The sequence below is a fragment of the Pseudoxanthomonas sp. LjRoot204_2 genome (assembly GCF_056175765.1).
In genome coordinates this window covers 1-16,270 of the sequence record NZ_JBGFFG010000026.1, presented here as the reverse complement: position 1 = coordinate 16,270, position 16,270 = coordinate 1, and the positions used below count along the sequence as shown (strand labels likewise).

The window sequence follows — 16,270 nt, the reverse complement described above, 5'->3', positions numbered from 1 at the left end:
CGCACGGTCCGAACGCGCCACCGCCGAGCGCGAAGGGCGCGCCGAGACGATCGCCGGGCTGCTGCGCGATCGGCCGCTGTACGTCGTCGGCATCCTGGCCGCGATGCTCTTCATCGTCGCGGTGACGCTGGCATTGCCCTGGTTGCTGCTCTGACGCCGGCGCGGCTTGCCCGGTCTGAGTTCAATACCAAGGATCAGAACAGCCGCTGCAGGGCCTCGAGCATCGTGCTCCAGCCCTGCTGCGTGCGGTCGGCATAGTCGGCCCAGGCGCGCGGAAGGGTATGGGTCAGGCGCAGCTCGCAGCCGACGGGCGTCGGCGTGAGCACGATATCGACCCGGCTGCCGTCCTGATCGGCCTCGCCGGCGATGGTCCAGGTGAACGACAGCCGGTGCGGCCGATCGATGACGAGATACTCGCCGACGTGGTCGATGCGTTCGCCGTCGCGCTCGACCAGCATCGAGAAGCGACCACCAACGCGCGCATCCACGTCCAGGCGCAGCAGTTTCTCCTCGCGAATGTCAGGACCCATCATCCACTGGCCCAGCAGGCGCGGCGTCAGCCACGCGTCGAAAACACGTTCGGCAGAGGCCGTGAATGCGCGTTGCACGGTGACATCGACCGTGCCTGGGGCGGAAGGGGTCATGGCTGTTCCCGGGTAGGCGTGGCGGAAGGTGGGGTGTCCGCTTGCAGGACGGTATCGAGCGCGTCGAGGCGGGCGGTCCAGAACTGCGCGTACTCGCGCAACCACGCCTCGCCATCGGCCAGCGCCTGGGGTTGCAGGTGGCACAGGTGGGTGCGGCCCCGGATCTGGCGCGTGACCAGTCCGGCGCGCTCCAGGACCTTGATGTGCTTGGACGCCGCCGCCAGCGAGATCCGGAACGGTGCCGCCAGTTCGCCCACGCTGCGGGCCTGCCCCCGCAGGCTGCGCAACATCCGGCGGCGCGTGCCATCCGCCAGGGCGTGGAAGACGGCATCGAGTTGCTGGGCATCATGTTCAACCATATGGTTGAGTATTGGCTCGACCATCACCGACTGTCAACCATCTGGTTGAATAAAGGGGAAAGGCCGACGGGCGGTAAAATCGCGACATGGTCACCAACATCGCCGCCTATCACTTCACGCCCATCGACGCGCCCGAGATATTCGCGGCCACGCTGCGCATGCGTGCCGAAACGCTGTCGCTGCGCGGGTCGGTCCTGGTGGCGGGCGAAGGGTTGAACCTGTTCCTGGCCGGCGAGGCCGACGCCATCGCCGCTTTCCTCGCACCGCTGCACGAGGACGCGCGCTTCGCCGGCCTGCGCGTGAAGTACAGCTACAGCCGCCGGGCTCCCTTCGCCCGCCTCAAGGTCAAGGTGAAGCCGGAAATCATCAGCTTCCGCCGTCCCGGCACGACCCCGGAGAGCGCTCGCGCGCCGGTCGTCGAACCGCGCACGCTGGCGCGCTGGCTGGAGCAGGGCCACGACGACACGGGACGCCGCGTGGTGATGCTGGACACGCGCAACGCACAGGAGACCGAACACGGCACCTTCGCCGGCGCGCTGACGCTGCCGATCGACAAGTTCACCGATCTTCCGGCCGCATTGGCGCCGCATCGCGATGCACTGAAGGACGCTACCGTCGTCAGCTTCTGCACCGGCGGCATCCGCTGCGAGAAGGCGGCCTTGTGGATGCAGGCCGATGGCATGGACAACGTCCTGCAGCTCGACGACGGTATCCTCGGCTACTTCGAGCAGGTCGGCGGTTTCGGTTATGAGGGTGCCTGCTTCGTGTTCGACGAGCGTGTAGCGCTGTGGCCAGACCTGACGCCGCAGATGGACGCGCCTGCGGACGCCGCATGAGCGGCCTGGACGCGCTGCGCTTCGACAATCGCTTCGTCCGCGAGCTGCCGGGGGACCCGGAACAGGGATACCGGCGTCGCGAGGTTCGAGGCGCGGTGTGGTCGCCGGCCCAGCCCACGCCCGTTGCCGCGCCGACGCTGCTGGCGCATTCGCCCGATGTCGCGGCGCTGCTGGATCTGGAAGAGGCGGATGTCGCGTCCCACGCCTTCGCGCAGGTGTTCGGCGGCAATGCCTTGTTGCCGGGCATGCAGCCTTACGCCGGCAACTACGGCGGCCACCAGTTCGGCCAGTGGGCGGGCCAGCTCGGCGACGGCCGCGCCATCACCCTGGGCGAAGTGGTCAATGCGCGGGGTGAACGCTGGGAGCTGCAGCTGAAAGGTGCAGGACCCACCCCCTACTCGCGCACCGCCGACGGGCGCGCGGTGCTCCGCTCGTCCATCCGCGAGTTCCTGTGCAGCGAGGCCATGCACCATCTCGGCGTACCGACGACACGCGCCCTGAGCCTGGTCGGTACCGGCGAACAGGTGGTGCGCGACATGTTCTACGACGGTCATCCGAAAGCGGAACCCGGCGCGATCGCCTGCCGCGTGGCGCCGTCGTTCCTGCGCTTCGGCCATTACCAGTTGCCGTCCTCGCGCGGCGAAACCGATCTCCTGCGCGCGCTCGTGGAATTCACCCTCCGCCGCGATTTTCCCCGTCTGTCGGGCGAAGGCGAGGCGTTGTATGCCGCGTGGTTCGCCGAGGTCTGCGAACGCACGGCGGTGATGGTGGCGCACTGGATGCGCGTGGGATTCGTCCATGGGGTGATGAACACGGACAACATGTCGGTGCTTGGCCTGACCATCGACTACGGCCCCTACGGCTGGGTCGATGACTATGATCCGGACTGGACGCCGAACACCACCGATGCGCAGGGCCGTCGCTACCGCTTCGGCTGGCAGCCGCGCGTGGCGGGCTGGAACCTCACCCGGTTCGCCCATGCACTCTCGCCCCTGTTCGAAGGCGTGGACGCGTTGCAGGACGGTCTGCAGGCCTTTGCCGACACCCATGCGGCCGAGGAACGCGAGACCGTAGCGCGCAAGCTGGGCCTGGCGGCATGTCGCGACGGCGATCTCGAGCATATGCAGGCCCTGCAGGCGTTGTTGCAGCAGGGCGAGGTCGACATGACCCTGTTCTTCCGTGCACTGATCGATGCGGACCTGGGCGATGTCTCGCTGGCCTCGTTCGACGACGCCTTCTACGACGCCGGCAAGCGCGAACGCGTGGCGCCGGCGCTCCGCGATTGGCTGGCAGCGCACGCGCGCCGGCTCGACGATGATCCGCTCGATCCAGCTACCCGCCGCGAGCGCATGCGCCTGGCCAACCCCCGCTACGTGCTGCGGAATTACCTGGCGCAGCAGGCGATCGAGGCGGCCGAAGGCGGCGACCTGTCCGGGGTACACGATCTGCTGGCCGTCATGCGCCGGCCCTACGACGACCAGCCCGGCCGCGAGCGATTCGCGCAGCGCCGGCCGGACTGGGCACGCGACCGTGCGGGATGTTCGATGCTGTCGTGTAGTTCATAGGGCGTGATGACAGGTGTGGGAGCGACGTGAGTCGCGATCGCTTTCCCTGCTCCGTCATCGCGACTCACGTCGCTTCCACAACGGCATATGCCGCGAGGTAGGATGGCGGACCCCACGCGGAGCGCTGGCGCATGCTCACCGTCCACCACCTCAACAACTCCCGTTCCCAGCGCGTGCTCTGGCTGCTCGAGGAACTGGGCCTGGATTACGCCGTGGTGCGCTACCAGCGCGACCCGAAGACGATGCTGGCGCCACCGGAATTGAAGAAGGTGCATCCATTGGGCAAATCCCCGGTGGTCGTGGATGGCGAGCACGTGCTGGCCGAGTCCGGTGCGGTGCTCGAATACCTGGTGGAACGTTACGACGCCGCGCGCCGGTTCGCGCCGTCGCCCGGCACCGCCGAGCACCTGCGCTATCGCTACTGGCTGCACTATGCCGAAGGCTCGGCGATGCCGCCGATGCTGCTGAGCCTGGTGTTCTCGCGCCTGAAGAGAGCCCCCATGCCGTTCTTCGCACGGCCGGTGGCACGCGGCATCGCCGACAAGGCGATGAGGACCTTCGTCGGGCCCCAGGTGAAGCTGCACCTGGATTACATGAACGCCGAACTGGGCAAGGCCACGTGGTTCGCGGGCGATCAGTTCAGTGCGGCCGACATCCAGATGAGTTTCCCGGTGGAAGCGGCGGCCGTGCGCGCCGGACTCGATGCTTACCCGAACCTCGCCGGCTTCCAGCAGCGCATCCATTCGCGACCCGCTTACCAGCGTGCTCTGGCCCAGGGCGGCCCGTTCGACCTGATGGGCTGAGCGGGATACAGCATCCCGCACGCGGCGGTGGAATCCGTCGCCGCGGATCCCCATGACGATGTCATCGTCATCGCAAGGCCGTTCCATGACCCCGTATTCGCTCCTCGATCTCGCCCCCGTCTGCGAGGGCAGCGACACCACGCTGGCGTTCGTCCACATGCGCGACCTGGCGCAGCACGCCGAGCGCTGGGGCTACACCCGCTACTGGCTSGCCGAGCACCACAACATGCCGGGCATCGCCAGCGCCGCGACCGCCGTGTTGATCGGTCACGTCGCCGGTGCGACGTCGACGATCCGCGTCGGTTCCGGCGGCATCATGCTGCCGAACCATTCACCGCTGCAGGTGGCCGAGCAGTTCGGCACGCTCGCGTCGCTGTATCCGGGCCGCATCGACCTCGGCCTGGGTCGCGCACCGGGCACCGACCAGGCGACCGCACGCGCCTTGCGGCGCTACTTCGACAGTGCCGAGCAGTTCCCGCAGGACGTGCAGGAAGTGCTGCGCTACTTCGAGCCGGCACAGGACGGGCAGGCCGTGCGTGCCGTGCCGGGTGCGGGGCTCGAGGTGCCCGTGTGGCTGCTCGGTTCCAGCCTGTTCGGCGCGCAACTCGCGGCCGCGCTGGGCTTGCCCTATGCGTTCGCATCGCATTTCGCGCCCGACGCGATGGACCAGGCGCTCTTGCTGTACCACCGCGATTTCCGTCCCTCGAAGCGTCTGGCCAAGCCGCACGCGATGCTCGCCCTGAACGTCGTGGCCGCCGAGACGGACGAGGAAGCGCGCTACCTGTTCACCACCCAGCAGCAGGCCTTCGTCAACCTGCGTCGCGGCCGTGCGGGACGGGTGCCGCCGCCGATCGACGACATCGAGGCCTTCTGGGAGCCGCACGAAAAGGCCGGCGTCGCGCAGGCGCTGGCGTGCGCGGTCGTCGGCAGCCGCGATACCGTGCGCAAGGGCATCGCCGACTTCATCCAGCGGCATCGCCCGGATGAGCTGATGCTGACCGCCAACATCTTCGACCACGGCAAGCGCCTGCGTTCGTTTGAGATCGCCGCCGACGTCATGTCGTAGCGTGCGCCACGCGCACGACCGCAACGATGAGGGCCATCGCAGTCGTGCCCGCAGCGCACGCTACATGGTGCCCCGCTGGATGAAGGGCACGCGCTCGTAGAGCCTGCGCTCGCCGCCACGCGGATCGTCCTGCAGGGACGATTCGTCGTCGAACACCATGGTCTGCCGCTGTGGCAGGGTGTATGGACGCCATGCGGGGATGCCCGCATGGTTCGGGTCGCCGTGGCGGGCGAGGGCGATCAACGCATCGCTCATGCGCGCCGCCATGGCGCGGGCGCGGGCGTCGGTCCCTGTCTTCGATCCTTCTTTCGCGATGTTGTCGAACACCAGCGGAATGTCGAGCGTGTGGAACGCGCGCAGCTTTCCACCGTCTGCCGGCGAACGCCAGTCGAGTTGGTAGACCCACGCCGGYGATCCCTGTCGCGCGCGCGCTTCGGCCTCGACGATGGCGCCGCGCCATGAGCGCCCGGCGGTGGTCGCCGCGAAGAAGACCTCCGACGGCGTGTAGTCCGGATACAGGCGCCGGTATTCGGCGATCACCACGTCCGGTGACACATCCACGAACTGCTGCTCGCAGAGCTTCTGCGGGAGCTGTTCCCAGGTCAGGCTGAAGTTCGCCGGATCGTTGCCCAGGAAGGCGCGCGTCTCGTCGCGCGTATTGCCGATGACCATCGGGATGCCGGCGGACTGCGCGGGCGCATCGGGGTAGAACGGATGCCGCGGAAGCTGGTGCGTATCCAGCACAGGGCCGAAGTAGAGCGCGGTGTCCTCCACGCGCGACGGGTCGCGCACCCGCGTGGCGTCCAGAAGGCGTGCCATCGGCATCGTCAGCAGGCGATCCACATCGCGAGGGCCCAGGCCCAGTTCGGCCATGAACAGCGCCGTGCGCTGCGCGGCGGCGCGCGGGCCGGCCGCGGTGACCTGCTGGCCGCTCATCGTCATGGCCTTGTGGAACAGGCGATCGGCCTCCGGCATGGCCATCAGCGTGGCGATCTTGGCGCCGCCGCCGGACTGGCCGAACACGGTGACGTTGTCGGCATCGCCACCGAATGCATGTGCGTGCTCGCGGACCCAGCGCAGCGCGTCGATCAGATCGAGCTGCCCGACGTTGCCCGACTCCCGCACGCGCTCGTCGCCGCTTTCGCCCAGATACAGGTAGCCGAACGCGTTGAGCCGATGATTGATGGTGACGACGACGACGTCGCCACGACGGCAGAGGTTCGCGCCGTCGTAGAGCGGATGCGAGCCTGAGCCGTTGTTGTAGCCACCGCCATGGATGTAGACCAGTATCGGGCGCTTCCCGCCATCGCGCAGAGCCGGCGTGTAGACGTTCAGGAACAGGCACTCTTCGCTGACCGGTTGCCCGTCGGCGTCACCGCGCTGCGGAGCCGAGGCGCCGAAGCGGGAGGCATCCCGCACGCCCGTCCAGCCGGTCTCGCGCAGGGCGCGCTGGAAGCGTTGGCGGTTGGTGTCGCCGGCGTAAGGAATGCCGCGGAACACCTGGACGCCGCGGTCGGTGGTCCCTGCAACGCGGCCACTGCGTGTCGTGGCGACGGGTTGGCGCTGCGCGCTGGCGCCGAAGGGCAACGTCGAGGCCAGCAGGGCCAGCCCGGACGTGCCGGCGACCTGCGCCAGGAACTGCCGACGGGAAGGAGGAGGGGAGGCCGCCATGGAAATCTTATGATGACACCGGTTTCCAAAGGCTAACAAACCGCTCCCGGACAGAAACGCCGCACTGCGTCAGACGGCCGTGCCCGCAGCATGGCCCGATGCCCACGCCCACTGGAAGTTGTAGCCGCCCAGCCAGCCGGTGACATCCAGCACTTCGCCGACGAAGAACAGGCCGGGCACACGCTTGGACATCATCGTGCTGCTGGAGACGCCGTCGGTGTCCACGCCCCCGAGGGTCACTTCGGCCGTGCGATAGCCCTCGGTTCCGCTGGCGACCAGCGGCCAGTCGGCGATCAGGGCGGCGGCCTCTTTCAGCTGGGGAGCGTTGAACTGCTTCATAGGGCGGTTGGGCAGCCAGACCTCGCACAGGCGCTGCGCGAAACGACGTGGCAACGCGTCGGACAGGACGGTCTTCAGTTCGGCGTCCGGCCGCTGGTGCTGTTGCGCCTGCAGCCATGCCAGCGTGTCGCGGTCCGGCAGCAGGTCCAGGCGCAGGTCGTCGCCCGGCTGCCAGTACGAGGAGATCTGCAGGATCGACGGGCCGCTGACGCCGCGGTGGGTCAGCAGCATGAAGTTGCGGAAGCGCGCCTTGCCGCAGCGTGCCTCGACCGGGAACGACACGCCGCTCAGGTCGGCCAGGCGCTCCTGGTGCTTGCCGCTCAGCGTTAGCGGCACCAAGCCGGCGCGCGTAGGCAGCACGTCGTGGCCGAACCGGCGCGCAAGATCGTAGCCGAAACCGGTCGCGCCCATGCTCGGGATGGACAGTCCGCCGGTGGCCACCACCAGCGACGGCGCGGCCACGCGCCCCAGCGGGGTGTCCAGGCGGAACACGCCGTCCGTCTGTTCGACGTTACCGACACTGCAGCCCGTCTCGATATGCACGCCGGCGGCCAGGCATTCGTCCACCAGCAGCTTCACGATCAGCTTGGACGAGACGTCGCAGAACAGCTGCCCGAGTTCCTTCTCGTGGTAGGCGATGCGGTGTTGCTCGACCAGTGCGATGAAATCGCCCGGCGTGTAGCGCGCCAGCGCCGACTTGCAGAAGTGCGGATTGGCGGAAAGGAAGTTGGCCGGCGTGGTGCCGGTATTGGTGAAGTTGCAGCGCCCGCCGCCGGACATCAGGATCTTCTTGCCGACCTTGTTGGCGTGTTCGATCACCAGCACGCGCAGGCCGCGCCGGCCGGCGGTCAAGGCGGCCATCAGGCCGGCCGCACCGCCTCCGACCACCAGTACGTCGTGGGTGGGTGCCATGCGGTCAGGCGGCCCGCGCGAGACCCGCCTGGCGGACGGTCGGCGTGATGGCGACCACCTGGTCGTCGGTCATCCATTGTATCTCGCCGTCCTGGATCATCACGTTGAAGCGCATGCTGCGGACCATGAGCGCCGTGATGGCAGCCACCGACTCGGGCGCGATGTCCAGCACGGTCAGGTTGCGGTGACGGGCCAGCAATGCCGCATTCCTGTCCCACCACAGGTCGGCGGCGCGCCCCCCGTAATTGACCACGATGACCTCGTGGGCCCGCCCGCACGCCTTGCGGATACGCGATTCGTCGGGCTGGCCCAGGTCGATCCACTGTTCGATCAACCCCGTGTAGTCCTTGCGCCACAGGTCGGGCTCTTCCTCGTTGCTGAGGCCCTTGCCGAATTCCAGGCGGTCCTGCGCCATCAGGGCGAAGGCGATCAGCCGGACCATCAGCCGCTCATCGGTTTCGGACGGGTGCTGCGCCAGGGTCAGGTTGTGGGTGCCGTAGTAGTGGCGGTCCATGTCGCTGATCTGCAGTTCGGCTTTGACGACGGTGGACTTGAGCGCCATGGCAGGGGTTCGGAAAACGGGGCGCAATGATACGCCGGCGGCGGAGCCTGCCCGCCGTCGGCTGCAATCGGTTAAAGCCTGCCGGGAAAGAGCCCTGTTCAGCTTTCTTGCAAAAGGGATTCGCTTTTACATGAAAAGCCCGGTAGAGTGCGCGGCACTGTGCTTGCCAGGGTCACCGTGAATCGTGAGCCTGATGCGGTAGATACATCTGCTACATCTTCCCGCTTTACCAACGCCTGCAAACCCAGTCCCGTCCCGGTCATATGCCGGGGTTGTGGTCCTTTCATCCATGTTTCAGGAGTTAGTAAAGATGTCTGATCGTCAGACCGGTACCGTCAAGTGGTTCAACGACGCCAAGGGCTTCGGCTTCATCACCCCGCAGAGCGGCCCCGACCTGTTCGTGCACTTCCGCTCGATCCAGGGCAATGGCTTCAAGTCGCTGAAGGAAGGCCAGTCGGTCTCCTTCGTCGCCGTGCAGGGCCAGAAGGGCATGCAGGCCGACCAGGTGCAGCCGCTGTAATCCAGCGCTGAACCCGATGGTTCAAGAAGACGCCGGTGCGCAAGCGCCGGCGTTTTTGTTTGTGGGCAGGAATTCGCACGATCCGTAGGACCACCCCATGGGTGCGATGCTGTTGCCTTGTGATCCTGAAAAARGCATCGCGCCCATGGGGCGCTCCTACAGGGCTGCAGGGTGTCAGAGCTTGCGCACGCGGAAGCTGCGGCYCTTGATCTTGCCGGCGTTGAGCCGCGACAGCGCGGCGGCGGCCTTGTCGCGTGCGACCGCCACATAGGTACGCGTCGGGAAGACGTTGATCTTGCCGATGGCAGACGCCGACAGGCCCGCATCGCCGGTCAGTGCGCCCAGTACATCGCCCGGCCGCAGCTTGTCGGTCTTGCCGGCGTCGATCCGCAGCGTGGTCATCGCGGCCGGAGGCGCAGTGTTGGCCTTGGGGGCGGGCGGTGCGTTGCGGTCCCACAGCAGTGGAGCGCCGAGCCGTTCCTCGATGACCGCTGCGCGTGGCAGCTCGCGCGGTGTGCACAGGCTGATCGCCAGGCCATCGCGTCCGGCACGGCCGGTGCGGCCGATGCGGTGCACATAGGTGTCCGCGTCGCTGGGCATGTCGTAATTGACCACCAGCGCCAGGTCCTCGATGTCCAGGCCGCGCGCAGCGACGTCGCTGGCGACCAGCACGTTGCAGCTGCGGTTGGCGAAGCGCACCAGCACCTCGTCGCGGTCGCGCTGCTCCATGTCGCCGTGCAGGGCGAGTGCGGAGAAGCCGAAGTGCTGCAATGAGATCGCGACTTCGTCCACGTCCTTGCGCATGTTGCAGAAGACCACCCCGGACTCGACGCGATGCTGCGCGAGCAGTCCCGCCAGCGTGGTCTGCTTGCGCGCGGGATCGACCTGCAGGAAACGCTGCTCGATCACCGACTGCGCCTGCGGTGCGTCCACCGTCACTTCGAGGGGGTCGCGCAGCGTGTTGCGGGCGATGTCGCGGATGGCGTCGGTGAAGGTGGCCGAGAAAAGCAGGCTCTGGCGGTCCTTCGGGGTCTTGCCGGTGATCTCGCGGATGGGCTCCTCGAATCCCATGTCGAGCATGCGGTCGGCTTCGTCGAGCACCAAGGTGCGCACGCCGCCCAGATGCAGCGCTTTCTTGCGCAGCAGTTCCTGGATGCGCCCGGGCGTGCCGACCACCACCTGCGGGTCGTGCGCCTCCAGCGAGCGCAACTGGGGTTCGAGCGGCATGCCGCCGCACAGCGTCAGCACTTTCAGGTTGGGAAGTCCGACCGCGAGTTTGCGCAGTTGCTGCGCGACCTGGTCGGCCAGTTCGCGCGTCGGGCACAGCACCAATGCCTGGGTGCGCACGGTGGCGATATCCAGCCGGTGCAGCAGCCCCAGGCCGAACGCGGCGGTCTTGCCGCTGCCGGTCGGCGCCTGCGCGATGACGTCGCGGCCGTCGAGGATGGCAGGCAGGCTGCGGGCCTGGATCGGGGTGGGCTGGGTGTAGCCGAGCGCCTGGACGCCCTGCTGCAGGCCGGGCGGCAGCGGAAGAGAGGTGAAATCGAGCATGCCGCATTTTCGCAGATAGCGGCGATCACTGCCCGGCACCGTTACTGGAGGTCGGGGAAGTCCTCTTCCGGCAGTGCGATGAAGGCCCAGAACGGCACGTCATCCACCGCCCAGGCCTGCGAAGCCTCGTCAAGCACGTCGAGCAGGGTGTCGAAATCCGCCTCGGCGCGGTCGCGCAGTTCATGCGCCTGCTCGAACAGGAGTACGTAGCCCGGTGCTTCCAGCCAGGACAGGTCGCGCAGGCTGTCCGACAGCGCGTCCCAGTTGCGGCCCGATGTCTGCGGGAAATCCAGCACCGTCGCGATGCGGAGCAGCAGCGCGGACTTGCCGTCGCAGCCAGACAGGTCGATGCGGCGTGCCAGCAGGCCGGCATCGCGGCCGACGGCGGCCAAGGGGCCGAGGTCGTCTTCGGTAACGAAGAACACACCGGCGCGGGCGGGATCGGTAAGGCCGGGGTCGAAACCGGAGTCGCTCATCGCGCCGCTCCGCTGCCGATCTCGAAACGCCGGAAGCTCTCGTAGTGGTCGTCGCTGTAGTAGTACTCGCGCGGAGGTTGCCCGCCGGCGACGATGCGGCGCTCGCCCCGGTGGTCCCGCCCCGGCGTGTCGACCGTGTACTCGCGGTAATAACCTCGCTCCCGGCGCGGCAGGCGTCCTTCGCGGTTCTGGAACACGCTGCCGTCCTGCCGATGCGGGAAGGGGCCGCCGCGCTGTATCAGCGCGAGCGTCTGCCGTGCTTCCGGCGGCAGGAAGGCGGGCAGCGCGTCCGCGTCGCGAGCGGACGGTGCGGGCGTCGCCGGAGGCGCGACGTCGGGCACGTTGCCGGCCAGATCGCGGGGGCGTGTGTGTTCGACCGGCGGCAGCGCCAGCACGGCGCTGGTGTGCTTCGGATCGGGAGCGGCGTCGCGGGTGGCCGTAGCGGCGGCGGGAGCCTCGTCGCGCTGGGACCACCACCACGCACCCGCGCCGAGTACGAGCAGCGCAAGGAAGGCGAAGAGGGGAAGGCGTTGGCGGTTCTGGCGGCGTGCGCGGGAACGTCGACTCATGCGTGCATCATTCCGTCAGGAAGCGGCCGCAGCCGCGGTAGGTGTTGTCGCCGACCGTCAGGATCACGGAGGCCGGATAGGTGTTGTCGCTCATGCCGTCGTTGCAGCTTTCCTTCTTCGTGACGAGCGACACGGCCCGGCCATCGCCGGTACTGCCGGCGTAACCCTCGGCCGTCCTGCGGGCCTGCGGAACGTCGACCCGCTGTTCGCCATAGTCCAGTTCGGCCTGCAGCCGGGGCATTTCACCGCCGCCGACCTCGACCGACCAGCCAGGCTCGGTGCCCAGCCCGCGGAACACGCTGCCACGCGCCTTCGCGGCATCCCAGGGCGAGCCCTGTTCCGCGGCGAGGCAGGGCACCGCAGGCCCGCCCGCAAGCGTCAGGGTAGCGTCCGTGCCCTGGCTCCAGAACGTGTTGCCTGCGGCATCGGCATACCGCGTTCCGGAAGCGCTCGTGGCATGGGGCAGGGTCAGGACCTTGCCACCGATATCCAGCGCCACCTGGTGCTTCGCGGTATCGGGGCGGACGCCGATGCGCTGGTCGCCGCACTGCCAATAGGTGGTGCCGATCGGCGGGGTCGGTTCGGCGCCTGCCTGCACCATCCGGAATTCCACGGGTGACGTCGCGCCTGGCGTGACCGGCACGCGCGTGTCGGTGACGAACCAGAGCCTGCCTTCGGCATCGCGCAGGCCGGCATGCAGGCCGTATTGCCCGTTGCGGCGGAGCTTGGAGGCGTCATAGGGCAGGGAGAAGGCGAACGGTGGGCCCTGGAGGTCGGTGAAGTCCGCACGCGCGACGATGGCGGCCGGCGTGTCGGCCAGCTGGTTGTCGATCAACTCCACGCTCAGCACCGCGCCCGGCGGTGGCGCTATCCGTTGCAGATACGTCGCCCGCCCTTCGATCACGGTCGCAGGCGGCGTCGCGGCTGGTGCGTCATCGGCGGCCGGCGCGGCAGGCGGCGACTGGCACGCTGCCAGCACCAGCAGGCAGGCGGTGGTCAGCAAAGGACGGAACATGGCGTGCTCCCCGCAGGTGATGGCCCGTCAGCTTACCGATGGCGGACGTAATGGTCCGTCAACGCGGGAAGCGTCGATACGCGGACGTTTCTCCATGCCCGGCGCATGCGCGCGTGCGCCGCCGCGGGCCCCGCGTGGGGTTGACCGTTCGGGCTGGGCTGCGCACGCTGTCTGCACCCGAGCGGAGGCCGTACATGAGCGAACCCGTCACGATCATCGGCAACTACCTGTCGCCGTACGTGCGCAAGGTGCTGGTCTGTCTCGAACTGAAGGGCATCCCGTACCGGATCGATCCCATCGCACCGTTCGTCGGCGACGAGGAATTCAGTCGCCTGAGTCCGCTCCGGCGCATCCCCGTGCTGCTGGATGGCGGGCTGGTCCTCAACGACTCCACGGTGATCTGCGAATACCTGCAGGACCGCTATCCCGACCCGTCGCTGTATCCGTCAGGCGCCGTGCCGCGGGCCCAGGCGCGTTGGCTCGAGGAATATGCGGACTCCCAGCTGGGCGACGTCATCGTCTGGCGCATGTTCTTCCAGAAAGGCGTGCGGCGCTTTCTCTTCAATGAAGGTACCGACGACGATGTCGTCCGCAAGGCCCGCGACGAAGAACTGCCCCTTGMGTTGGATTATCTGGAGTCGCAGCTGCCGGAGCGGGGCTGGATCTTCGGCGAGCTTTCGATCGCCGACATCACGCTTGCCGCCTTCTTCCGCAACGCCGTCTTCGTGCGTCATGACGTCGATGCGTCGCGGTGGCCGCGCGTGGCCGGATTGCTGGAACGCGCCTGGGCACTGCCCGCGTTCCAGACGCTGGCGACGTACGAGAACGGCATGCTGCGTACCCCGCTGGACCAGCAGCGCAGCGTACTCGCAGCGATGGGCGCACCGCTCACCGAAACGACTCTCGGCAATGCGCCGGCACGCTACGGGATGCGGCGGCTGGGCTGAGCGCGCGCCTCGCCATGCCGACGGGCTGGCGCGGATCGCGACCGCATGGCGAAAGCTCGGTGAACGTCCGTGGCCGCGCTGGCTGCAGGGTCCCGACATGCGCCGCGCCTGGAGGAGCGTCAGGGCTACGGCGCCGTGTCGATGCGCAACACCGGATACAGCTGGTAGCGCTCGTCCCATGACGGATGCCTGCGGTAGAAAAACTCCAGCCGCGCGGCGGGATCGGCCGCGAAGGCCTTGTCTTCGCGCAGCCTGCGCTCGAACTCGGCCTTGATCGCGGGGTCGCGCAGCATCTCGCGCGCGACGCTTTCGGCCACATAGTCCTCCATGTACTCCTTGCGCTCGAAGGCGTTGTTGAAACGGCCCCAGGCCAGCAGGGAATCGGGTGCCAGCGGCTCCAGCAACGCCATCACCAGGCGCGCCTTGGCCTGCGCGGTCGGAACGAACAGCGCGCCGCTGGGCGTGGTGCGCGCTTCGCGCGCCCACWCGCCCTCGACGGTCAGGCGCTGGTGCGTCTCCACGGAAGCGCTACCGAAGCTGCTCTTCGTCGCGCGGAACACCTGCGCGTCGCCCTGCCACGGCTTGCCGAGCAGGCGGTATTCCACCCCATGCGTCTTCAGGATGGGCGCGACCCAGGCGGCTTCCGCGACGGGGACCAGATAGCCGCCACGCGGCGCCTCCACGACGACGCCGGGACGGATGTCGTCCTTCAGCGGCACCTTCCAGATCTGCGGTGTTTTTTCGTCATAGCGCGTCATCAACGCGCCCGAGACGTCGGACTTCGTCCGGGTGTAGGCATAGCCACGGAAGTCGACCGTGCGGGACGTCGGGGCCGCGGCCCAGGTCAACGGCTCAGCGGTGCCGGCCAGCTGCGTGGCGGAAGCATCGGCCTGCTTCGCGGCGGCGTACCACGCAGCGCCATCACGGGCGACGTGCTCCAGCACCGAGACGATGGTATTGCGGGTGATCCGCACACGTACCGGGTACTCCTTCCAGGAATGCGTTTCCACCAGCATGCCGATGCGGTTGCGCAGCAGGAAATAGCCATGGGAGAAGCGCGGCGGCGGCACACTGTCCTCGAAGCCGGAGGTGGGATCGTCCTGCACGACGAACGAAGGGTAGTAGGGCAGCGGCAGCGACCCGTGCTTCGCCAGATCGTCGATCACGCCGCTGCGCAATGCGAGGCCGGCTTTGCGTAATCCGGCATCGCCGGCATGCACCGGCTCCACTTGGATGGAGATGTCGTGTTCGAACTGGGCACCGTTGGTCGCATGCAGGTCCACGGCGACGATCGGGTCCCAACGCTGCACCAGCTGCAGCATGGCCTGCATCTCCGGCGTGTCGGCCTTCACGTAGTCGCGGTTGAGGTTGTAGTTCTGCGCGGTGGTCCGCCAGCCCATTTCCTTCGGGCCGCGCTGGTTGGGGCGGTTCCAGGCGCCGAAACGCTCGTGGCCATCGACGTTGAACACCGGCACGAACACCCAGACCAGTTTGTCGAGGACGCCTGCGGCGGCCTTGCMTTCCAGTATCTCGCGTAGCGAGAGGAAGCCCGCATCCTTGCCATCGATCTCGCCGGCGTGGATGCCGCCTTGCACGAGCACGACGGGCAACTGGCGGCGCTGTGCCTGTTCCGGCGTGAGCGCACCGCTGGTGGAGGCGACCAGCGCCTTCATCGGCCGACCCTCCGGCGTGGTGCCGAACGTGGTGCAGCGCACGGCCTTCGGATACTGCCGCGCGAAGGCATCGCAGAGCGCGACCACTTCATCGTACCGCCCGGTGTCCACGAATCCCGAACGCTCGGACGCCGTGGTGAGGGCAGGCTGGGCCTGCGCGAGCGGCACGAGGGCCAGCAACAGCGTGGTGCAGAGCGGTCGCAGCATGGTCATATCCTGAACAGGGCAGGGCGCATGATGCCCGGCAATCGCGGTCAGTCCCAGCCCCTGTCGGACGGGCGAATGCAGGTCTGGCGGTTCGACCCGCCGCAGCCCGATACGGTAACCTTCCGGGACTCTTTCACCGGAAGATCGGATGAGCACGACCGCAGAAGCCAGCCCGGGCCGCATGCCCCGCCAGATTCCCTACATCATCGGCAACGAGGCGTGCGAACGGTTCAGCTTCTACGGGATGCGCAACATCCTGGTGCCGTTCCTGATCAGTTCGGTGCTGCTGGCGTACCTGCCCGACCAGGCGGCGCGCGAGGGTGCGGCGAAGGATCTTTTCCACAGTTTCGTCATCGGTGTCTATTTCTTCCCGCTGCTGGGCGGTTGGCTGTYGGACCGCTACTTCGGCAAATACAACACCGTCCTGTGGTTTTCGCTGATCTACTGCGCGGGCCATGCGTGCCTGGCACTGTTCGAGAGCAACGCCACAGGTTTCTATACCGGCTTGTTCCTGATTGCGCTGGGGTCTGGCGGCATCAAGCCGCTGGTGGTGAC

General features: G+C 67.8%; 17 protein-coding genes. 7 read left to right on the top strand and 10 right to left on the bottom strand.

From position 1 onward, the window contains the following. Nucleotides 1–194: 194 nt before the first annotated feature. Together AC04L7_RS02405 and AC04L7_RS02400 are read right to left on the bottom strand one after the other, a co-directional pair. Nucleotides 195–644, bottom strand: coding sequence for an SRPBCC family protein (locus AC04L7_RS02405; RefSeq protein WP_435998167.1), 450 nt, complete (start codon nucleotides 642–644; stop codon nucleotides 195–197). Further along, entirely contained in the window at nucleotides 641–1,003 is a 363-nt protein-coding gene (locus AC04L7_RS02400) for an ArsR/SmtB family transcription factor (RefSeq protein ID WP_299342313.1), read from the bottom strand. The genes AC04L7_RS02405 and AC04L7_RS02400 overlap by 4 nt, the downstream gene beginning before the upstream one ends. 86 nt (nucleotides 1,004–1,089) lie before the next feature. On the opposite strand from AC04L7_RS02400, the gene AC04L7_RS02395 reads away from it, so the two are divergent. The 4 genes from AC04L7_RS02395 (at nucleotide 1,090) to AC04L7_RS02380 (ending at nucleotide 5,273) form a co-directional block, all read left to right on the top strand. Then, nucleotides 1,090–1,839 carry a sulfurtransferase gene (locus AC04L7_RS02395; RefSeq protein ID WP_435998169.1) on the top strand — a complete coding sequence of 250 codons (750 nt, stop codon included), beginning with the start codon at nucleotides 1,090–1,092 and terminating at the stop codon, nucleotides 1,837–1,839. 5 nt (nucleotides 1,840–1,844) lie between these two features. Beyond that, nucleotides 1,845–3,404: a protein adenylyltransferase SelO gene (locus tag AC04L7_RS02390; RefSeq protein ID WP_436001001.1), complete on the top strand. Its 1,560-nt coding sequence runs from the start codon at nucleotides 1,845–1,847 to the stop codon at nucleotides 3,402–3,404. 131 nt (nucleotides 3,405–3,535) lie between these two features. Continuing rightward, nucleotides 3,536–4,207, top strand: coding sequence for a glutathione S-transferase (locus AC04L7_RS02385; RefSeq protein ID WP_435998171.1), 672 nt, complete (start codon nucleotides 3,536–3,538; stop codon nucleotides 4,205–4,207). 85 nt (nucleotides 4,208–4,292) lie between these two features. Further along, entirely contained in the window at nucleotides 4,293–5,273 is a 981-nt protein-coding gene (locus AC04L7_RS02380) for an LLM class flavin-dependent oxidoreductase (RefSeq protein ID WP_435998173.1), read from the top strand. A 60-nt stretch (nucleotides 5,274–5,333) separates the two neighbouring features. Here AC04L7_RS02380 and AC04L7_RS02375 read toward each other — a convergent pair whose 3' ends face one another. The 3 genes from AC04L7_RS02375 to AC04L7_RS02365 all read right to left on the bottom strand — a co-directional run bounded on the left by AC04L7_RS02375 (nucleotide 5,334) and on the right by AC04L7_RS02365 (nucleotide 8,757). Beyond that, nucleotides 5,334–6,944 (bottom strand): carboxylesterase/lipase family protein, encoded by a 1,611-nt coding sequence (locus AC04L7_RS02375; RefSeq protein WP_435998175.1) that lies wholly within the window; start codon nucleotides 6,942–6,944, stop codon nucleotides 5,334–5,336. Between the two features lie 69 nt (nucleotides 6,945–7,013). Further along, complete coding sequence (locus AC04L7_RS02370; RefSeq protein WP_435998177.1) at nucleotides 7,014–8,195, bottom strand: BaiN/RdsA family NAD(P)/FAD-dependent oxidoreductase; 1,182 nt, start codon at nucleotides 8,193–8,195, stop codon at nucleotides 7,014–7,016. A gap of 4 nt (nucleotides 8,196–8,199) precedes the next feature. Beyond that, nucleotides 8,200–8,757: a YaeQ family protein gene (locus tag AC04L7_RS02365; protein WP_435998179.1), complete on the bottom strand. Its 558-nt coding sequence runs from the start codon at nucleotides 8,755–8,757 to the stop codon at nucleotides 8,200–8,202. A 310-nt stretch (nucleotides 8,758–9,067) separates the two neighbouring features. Here AC04L7_RS02365 and AC04L7_RS02360 point away from each other — a divergent pair, with 310 nt between their 5' ends. Beyond that, the gene (locus AC04L7_RS02360; RefSeq protein WP_296278241.1) at nucleotides 9,068–9,277 is read left to right on the top strand and encodes a cold-shock protein; all 210 of its coding nucleotides are present in this window, start codon (nucleotides 9,068–9,070) and stop codon (nucleotides 9,275–9,277) included. Nucleotides 9,278–9,451: 174 nt separating this feature from the next. Here AC04L7_RS02360 and dbpA read toward each other — a convergent pair whose 3' ends face one another. Genes dbpA through AC04L7_RS02340 form a run of 4 tightly spaced genes read right to left on the bottom strand, consistent with a single transcriptional unit; the run spans nucleotide 9,452 to nucleotide 12,888 of the window. Beyond that, on the bottom strand, nucleotides 9,452–10,828 hold the full coding sequence (gene dbpA, locus AC04L7_RS02355; protein WP_475512468.1) for an ATP-dependent RNA helicase DbpA: 1,377 nt from the start codon (nucleotides 10,826–10,828) through the stop codon (nucleotides 9,452–9,454). A 41-nt stretch (nucleotides 10,829–10,869) separates the two neighbouring features. Further along, complete coding sequence (locus tag AC04L7_RS02350) at nucleotides 10,870–11,304, bottom strand: barstar family protein (protein WP_299342332.1); 435 nt, start codon at nucleotides 11,302–11,304, stop codon at nucleotides 10,870–10,872. Beyond that, nucleotides 11,301–11,873: a guanyl-specific ribonuclease gene (locus AC04L7_RS02345; RefSeq protein ID WP_435998184.1), complete on the bottom strand. Its 573-nt coding sequence runs from the start codon at nucleotides 11,871–11,873 to the stop codon at nucleotides 11,301–11,303. Before AC04L7_RS02345 ends, AC04L7_RS02350 begins: the two co-directional genes overlap by 4 nt. Before the next feature lie 7 nt (nucleotides 11,874–11,880). Beyond that, nucleotides 11,881–12,888, bottom strand: coding sequence for a YbaY family lipoprotein (locus AC04L7_RS02340; RefSeq protein WP_435998186.1), 1,008 nt, complete (start codon nucleotides 12,886–12,888; stop codon nucleotides 11,881–11,883). Nucleotides 12,889–13,082: 194 nt separating this feature from the next. On the opposite strand from AC04L7_RS02340, the gene AC04L7_RS02335 reads away from it, so the two are divergent. After that, nucleotides 13,083–13,835 carry a glutathione S-transferase family protein gene (locus AC04L7_RS02335; RefSeq protein WP_475512467.1) on the top strand — a complete coding sequence of 251 codons (753 nt, stop codon included), beginning with the start codon at nucleotides 13,083–13,085 and terminating at the stop codon, nucleotides 13,833–13,835. 125 nt (nucleotides 13,836–13,960) lie between these two features. Here AC04L7_RS02335 and AC04L7_RS02330 read toward each other — a convergent pair whose 3' ends face one another. Then, nucleotides 13,961–15,721, bottom strand: a complete 1,761-nt coding sequence (locus AC04L7_RS02330) for a M14 family metallopeptidase (protein ID WP_475512466.1) — start codon at nucleotides 15,719–15,721, stop codon at nucleotides 13,961–13,963. Nucleotides 15,722–15,863: 142 nt separating this feature from the next. On the opposite strand from AC04L7_RS02330, the gene AC04L7_RS02325 reads away from it, so the two are divergent. Further along, nucleotides 15,864–16,270: POT-type proton-dependent oligopeptide transporter (locus AC04L7_RS02325; RefSeq protein WP_475512465.1), on the top strand; the 407-nt coding region annotated here is incomplete at its 3' end.

Coding starts and splice junctions, on each gene's coding strand:
- AC04L7_RS02370 (WP_435998177.1), bottom strand. CDS start 8,195: ATGGCACCCACCCACGACGTACTGGTGGTCGGAGGCGGTGCGGCCGGC.
- AC04L7_RS02395 (WP_435998169.1), top strand. CDS start 1,090: ATGGTCACCAACATCGCCGCCTATCACTTCACGCCCATCGACGCGCCC.
- AC04L7_RS02385 (WP_435998171.1), top strand. CDS start 3,536: ATGCTCACCGTCCACCACCTCAACAACTCCCGTTCCCAGCGCGTGCTC.
- AC04L7_RS02345 (WP_435998184.1), bottom strand. CDS start 11,873: ATGAGTCGACGTTCCCGCGCACGCCGCCAGAACCGCCAACGCCTTCCC.
- AC04L7_RS02365 (WP_435998179.1), bottom strand. CDS start 8,757: ATGGCGCTCAAGTCCACCGTCGTCAAAGCCGAACTGCAGATCAGCGAC.
- AC04L7_RS02405 (WP_435998167.1), bottom strand. CDS start 644: ATGACCCCTTCCGCCCCAGGCACGGTCGATGTCACCGTGCAACGCGCA.
- AC04L7_RS02400 (WP_299342313.1), bottom strand. CDS start 1,003: ATGGTTGAACATGATGCCCAGCAACTCGATGCCGTCTTCCACGCCCTG.
- AC04L7_RS02360 (WP_296278241.1), top strand. CDS start 9,068: ATGTCTGATCGTCAGACCGGTACCGTCAAGTGGTTCAACGACGCCAAG.
- AC04L7_RS02350 (WP_299342332.1), bottom strand. CDS start 11,304: ATGAGCGACTCCGGTTTCGACCCCGGCCTTACCGATCCCGCCCGCGCC.
- AC04L7_RS02340 (WP_435998186.1), bottom strand. CDS start 12,888: ATGTTCCGTCCTTTGCTGACCACCGCCTGCCTGCTGGTGCTGGCAGCG.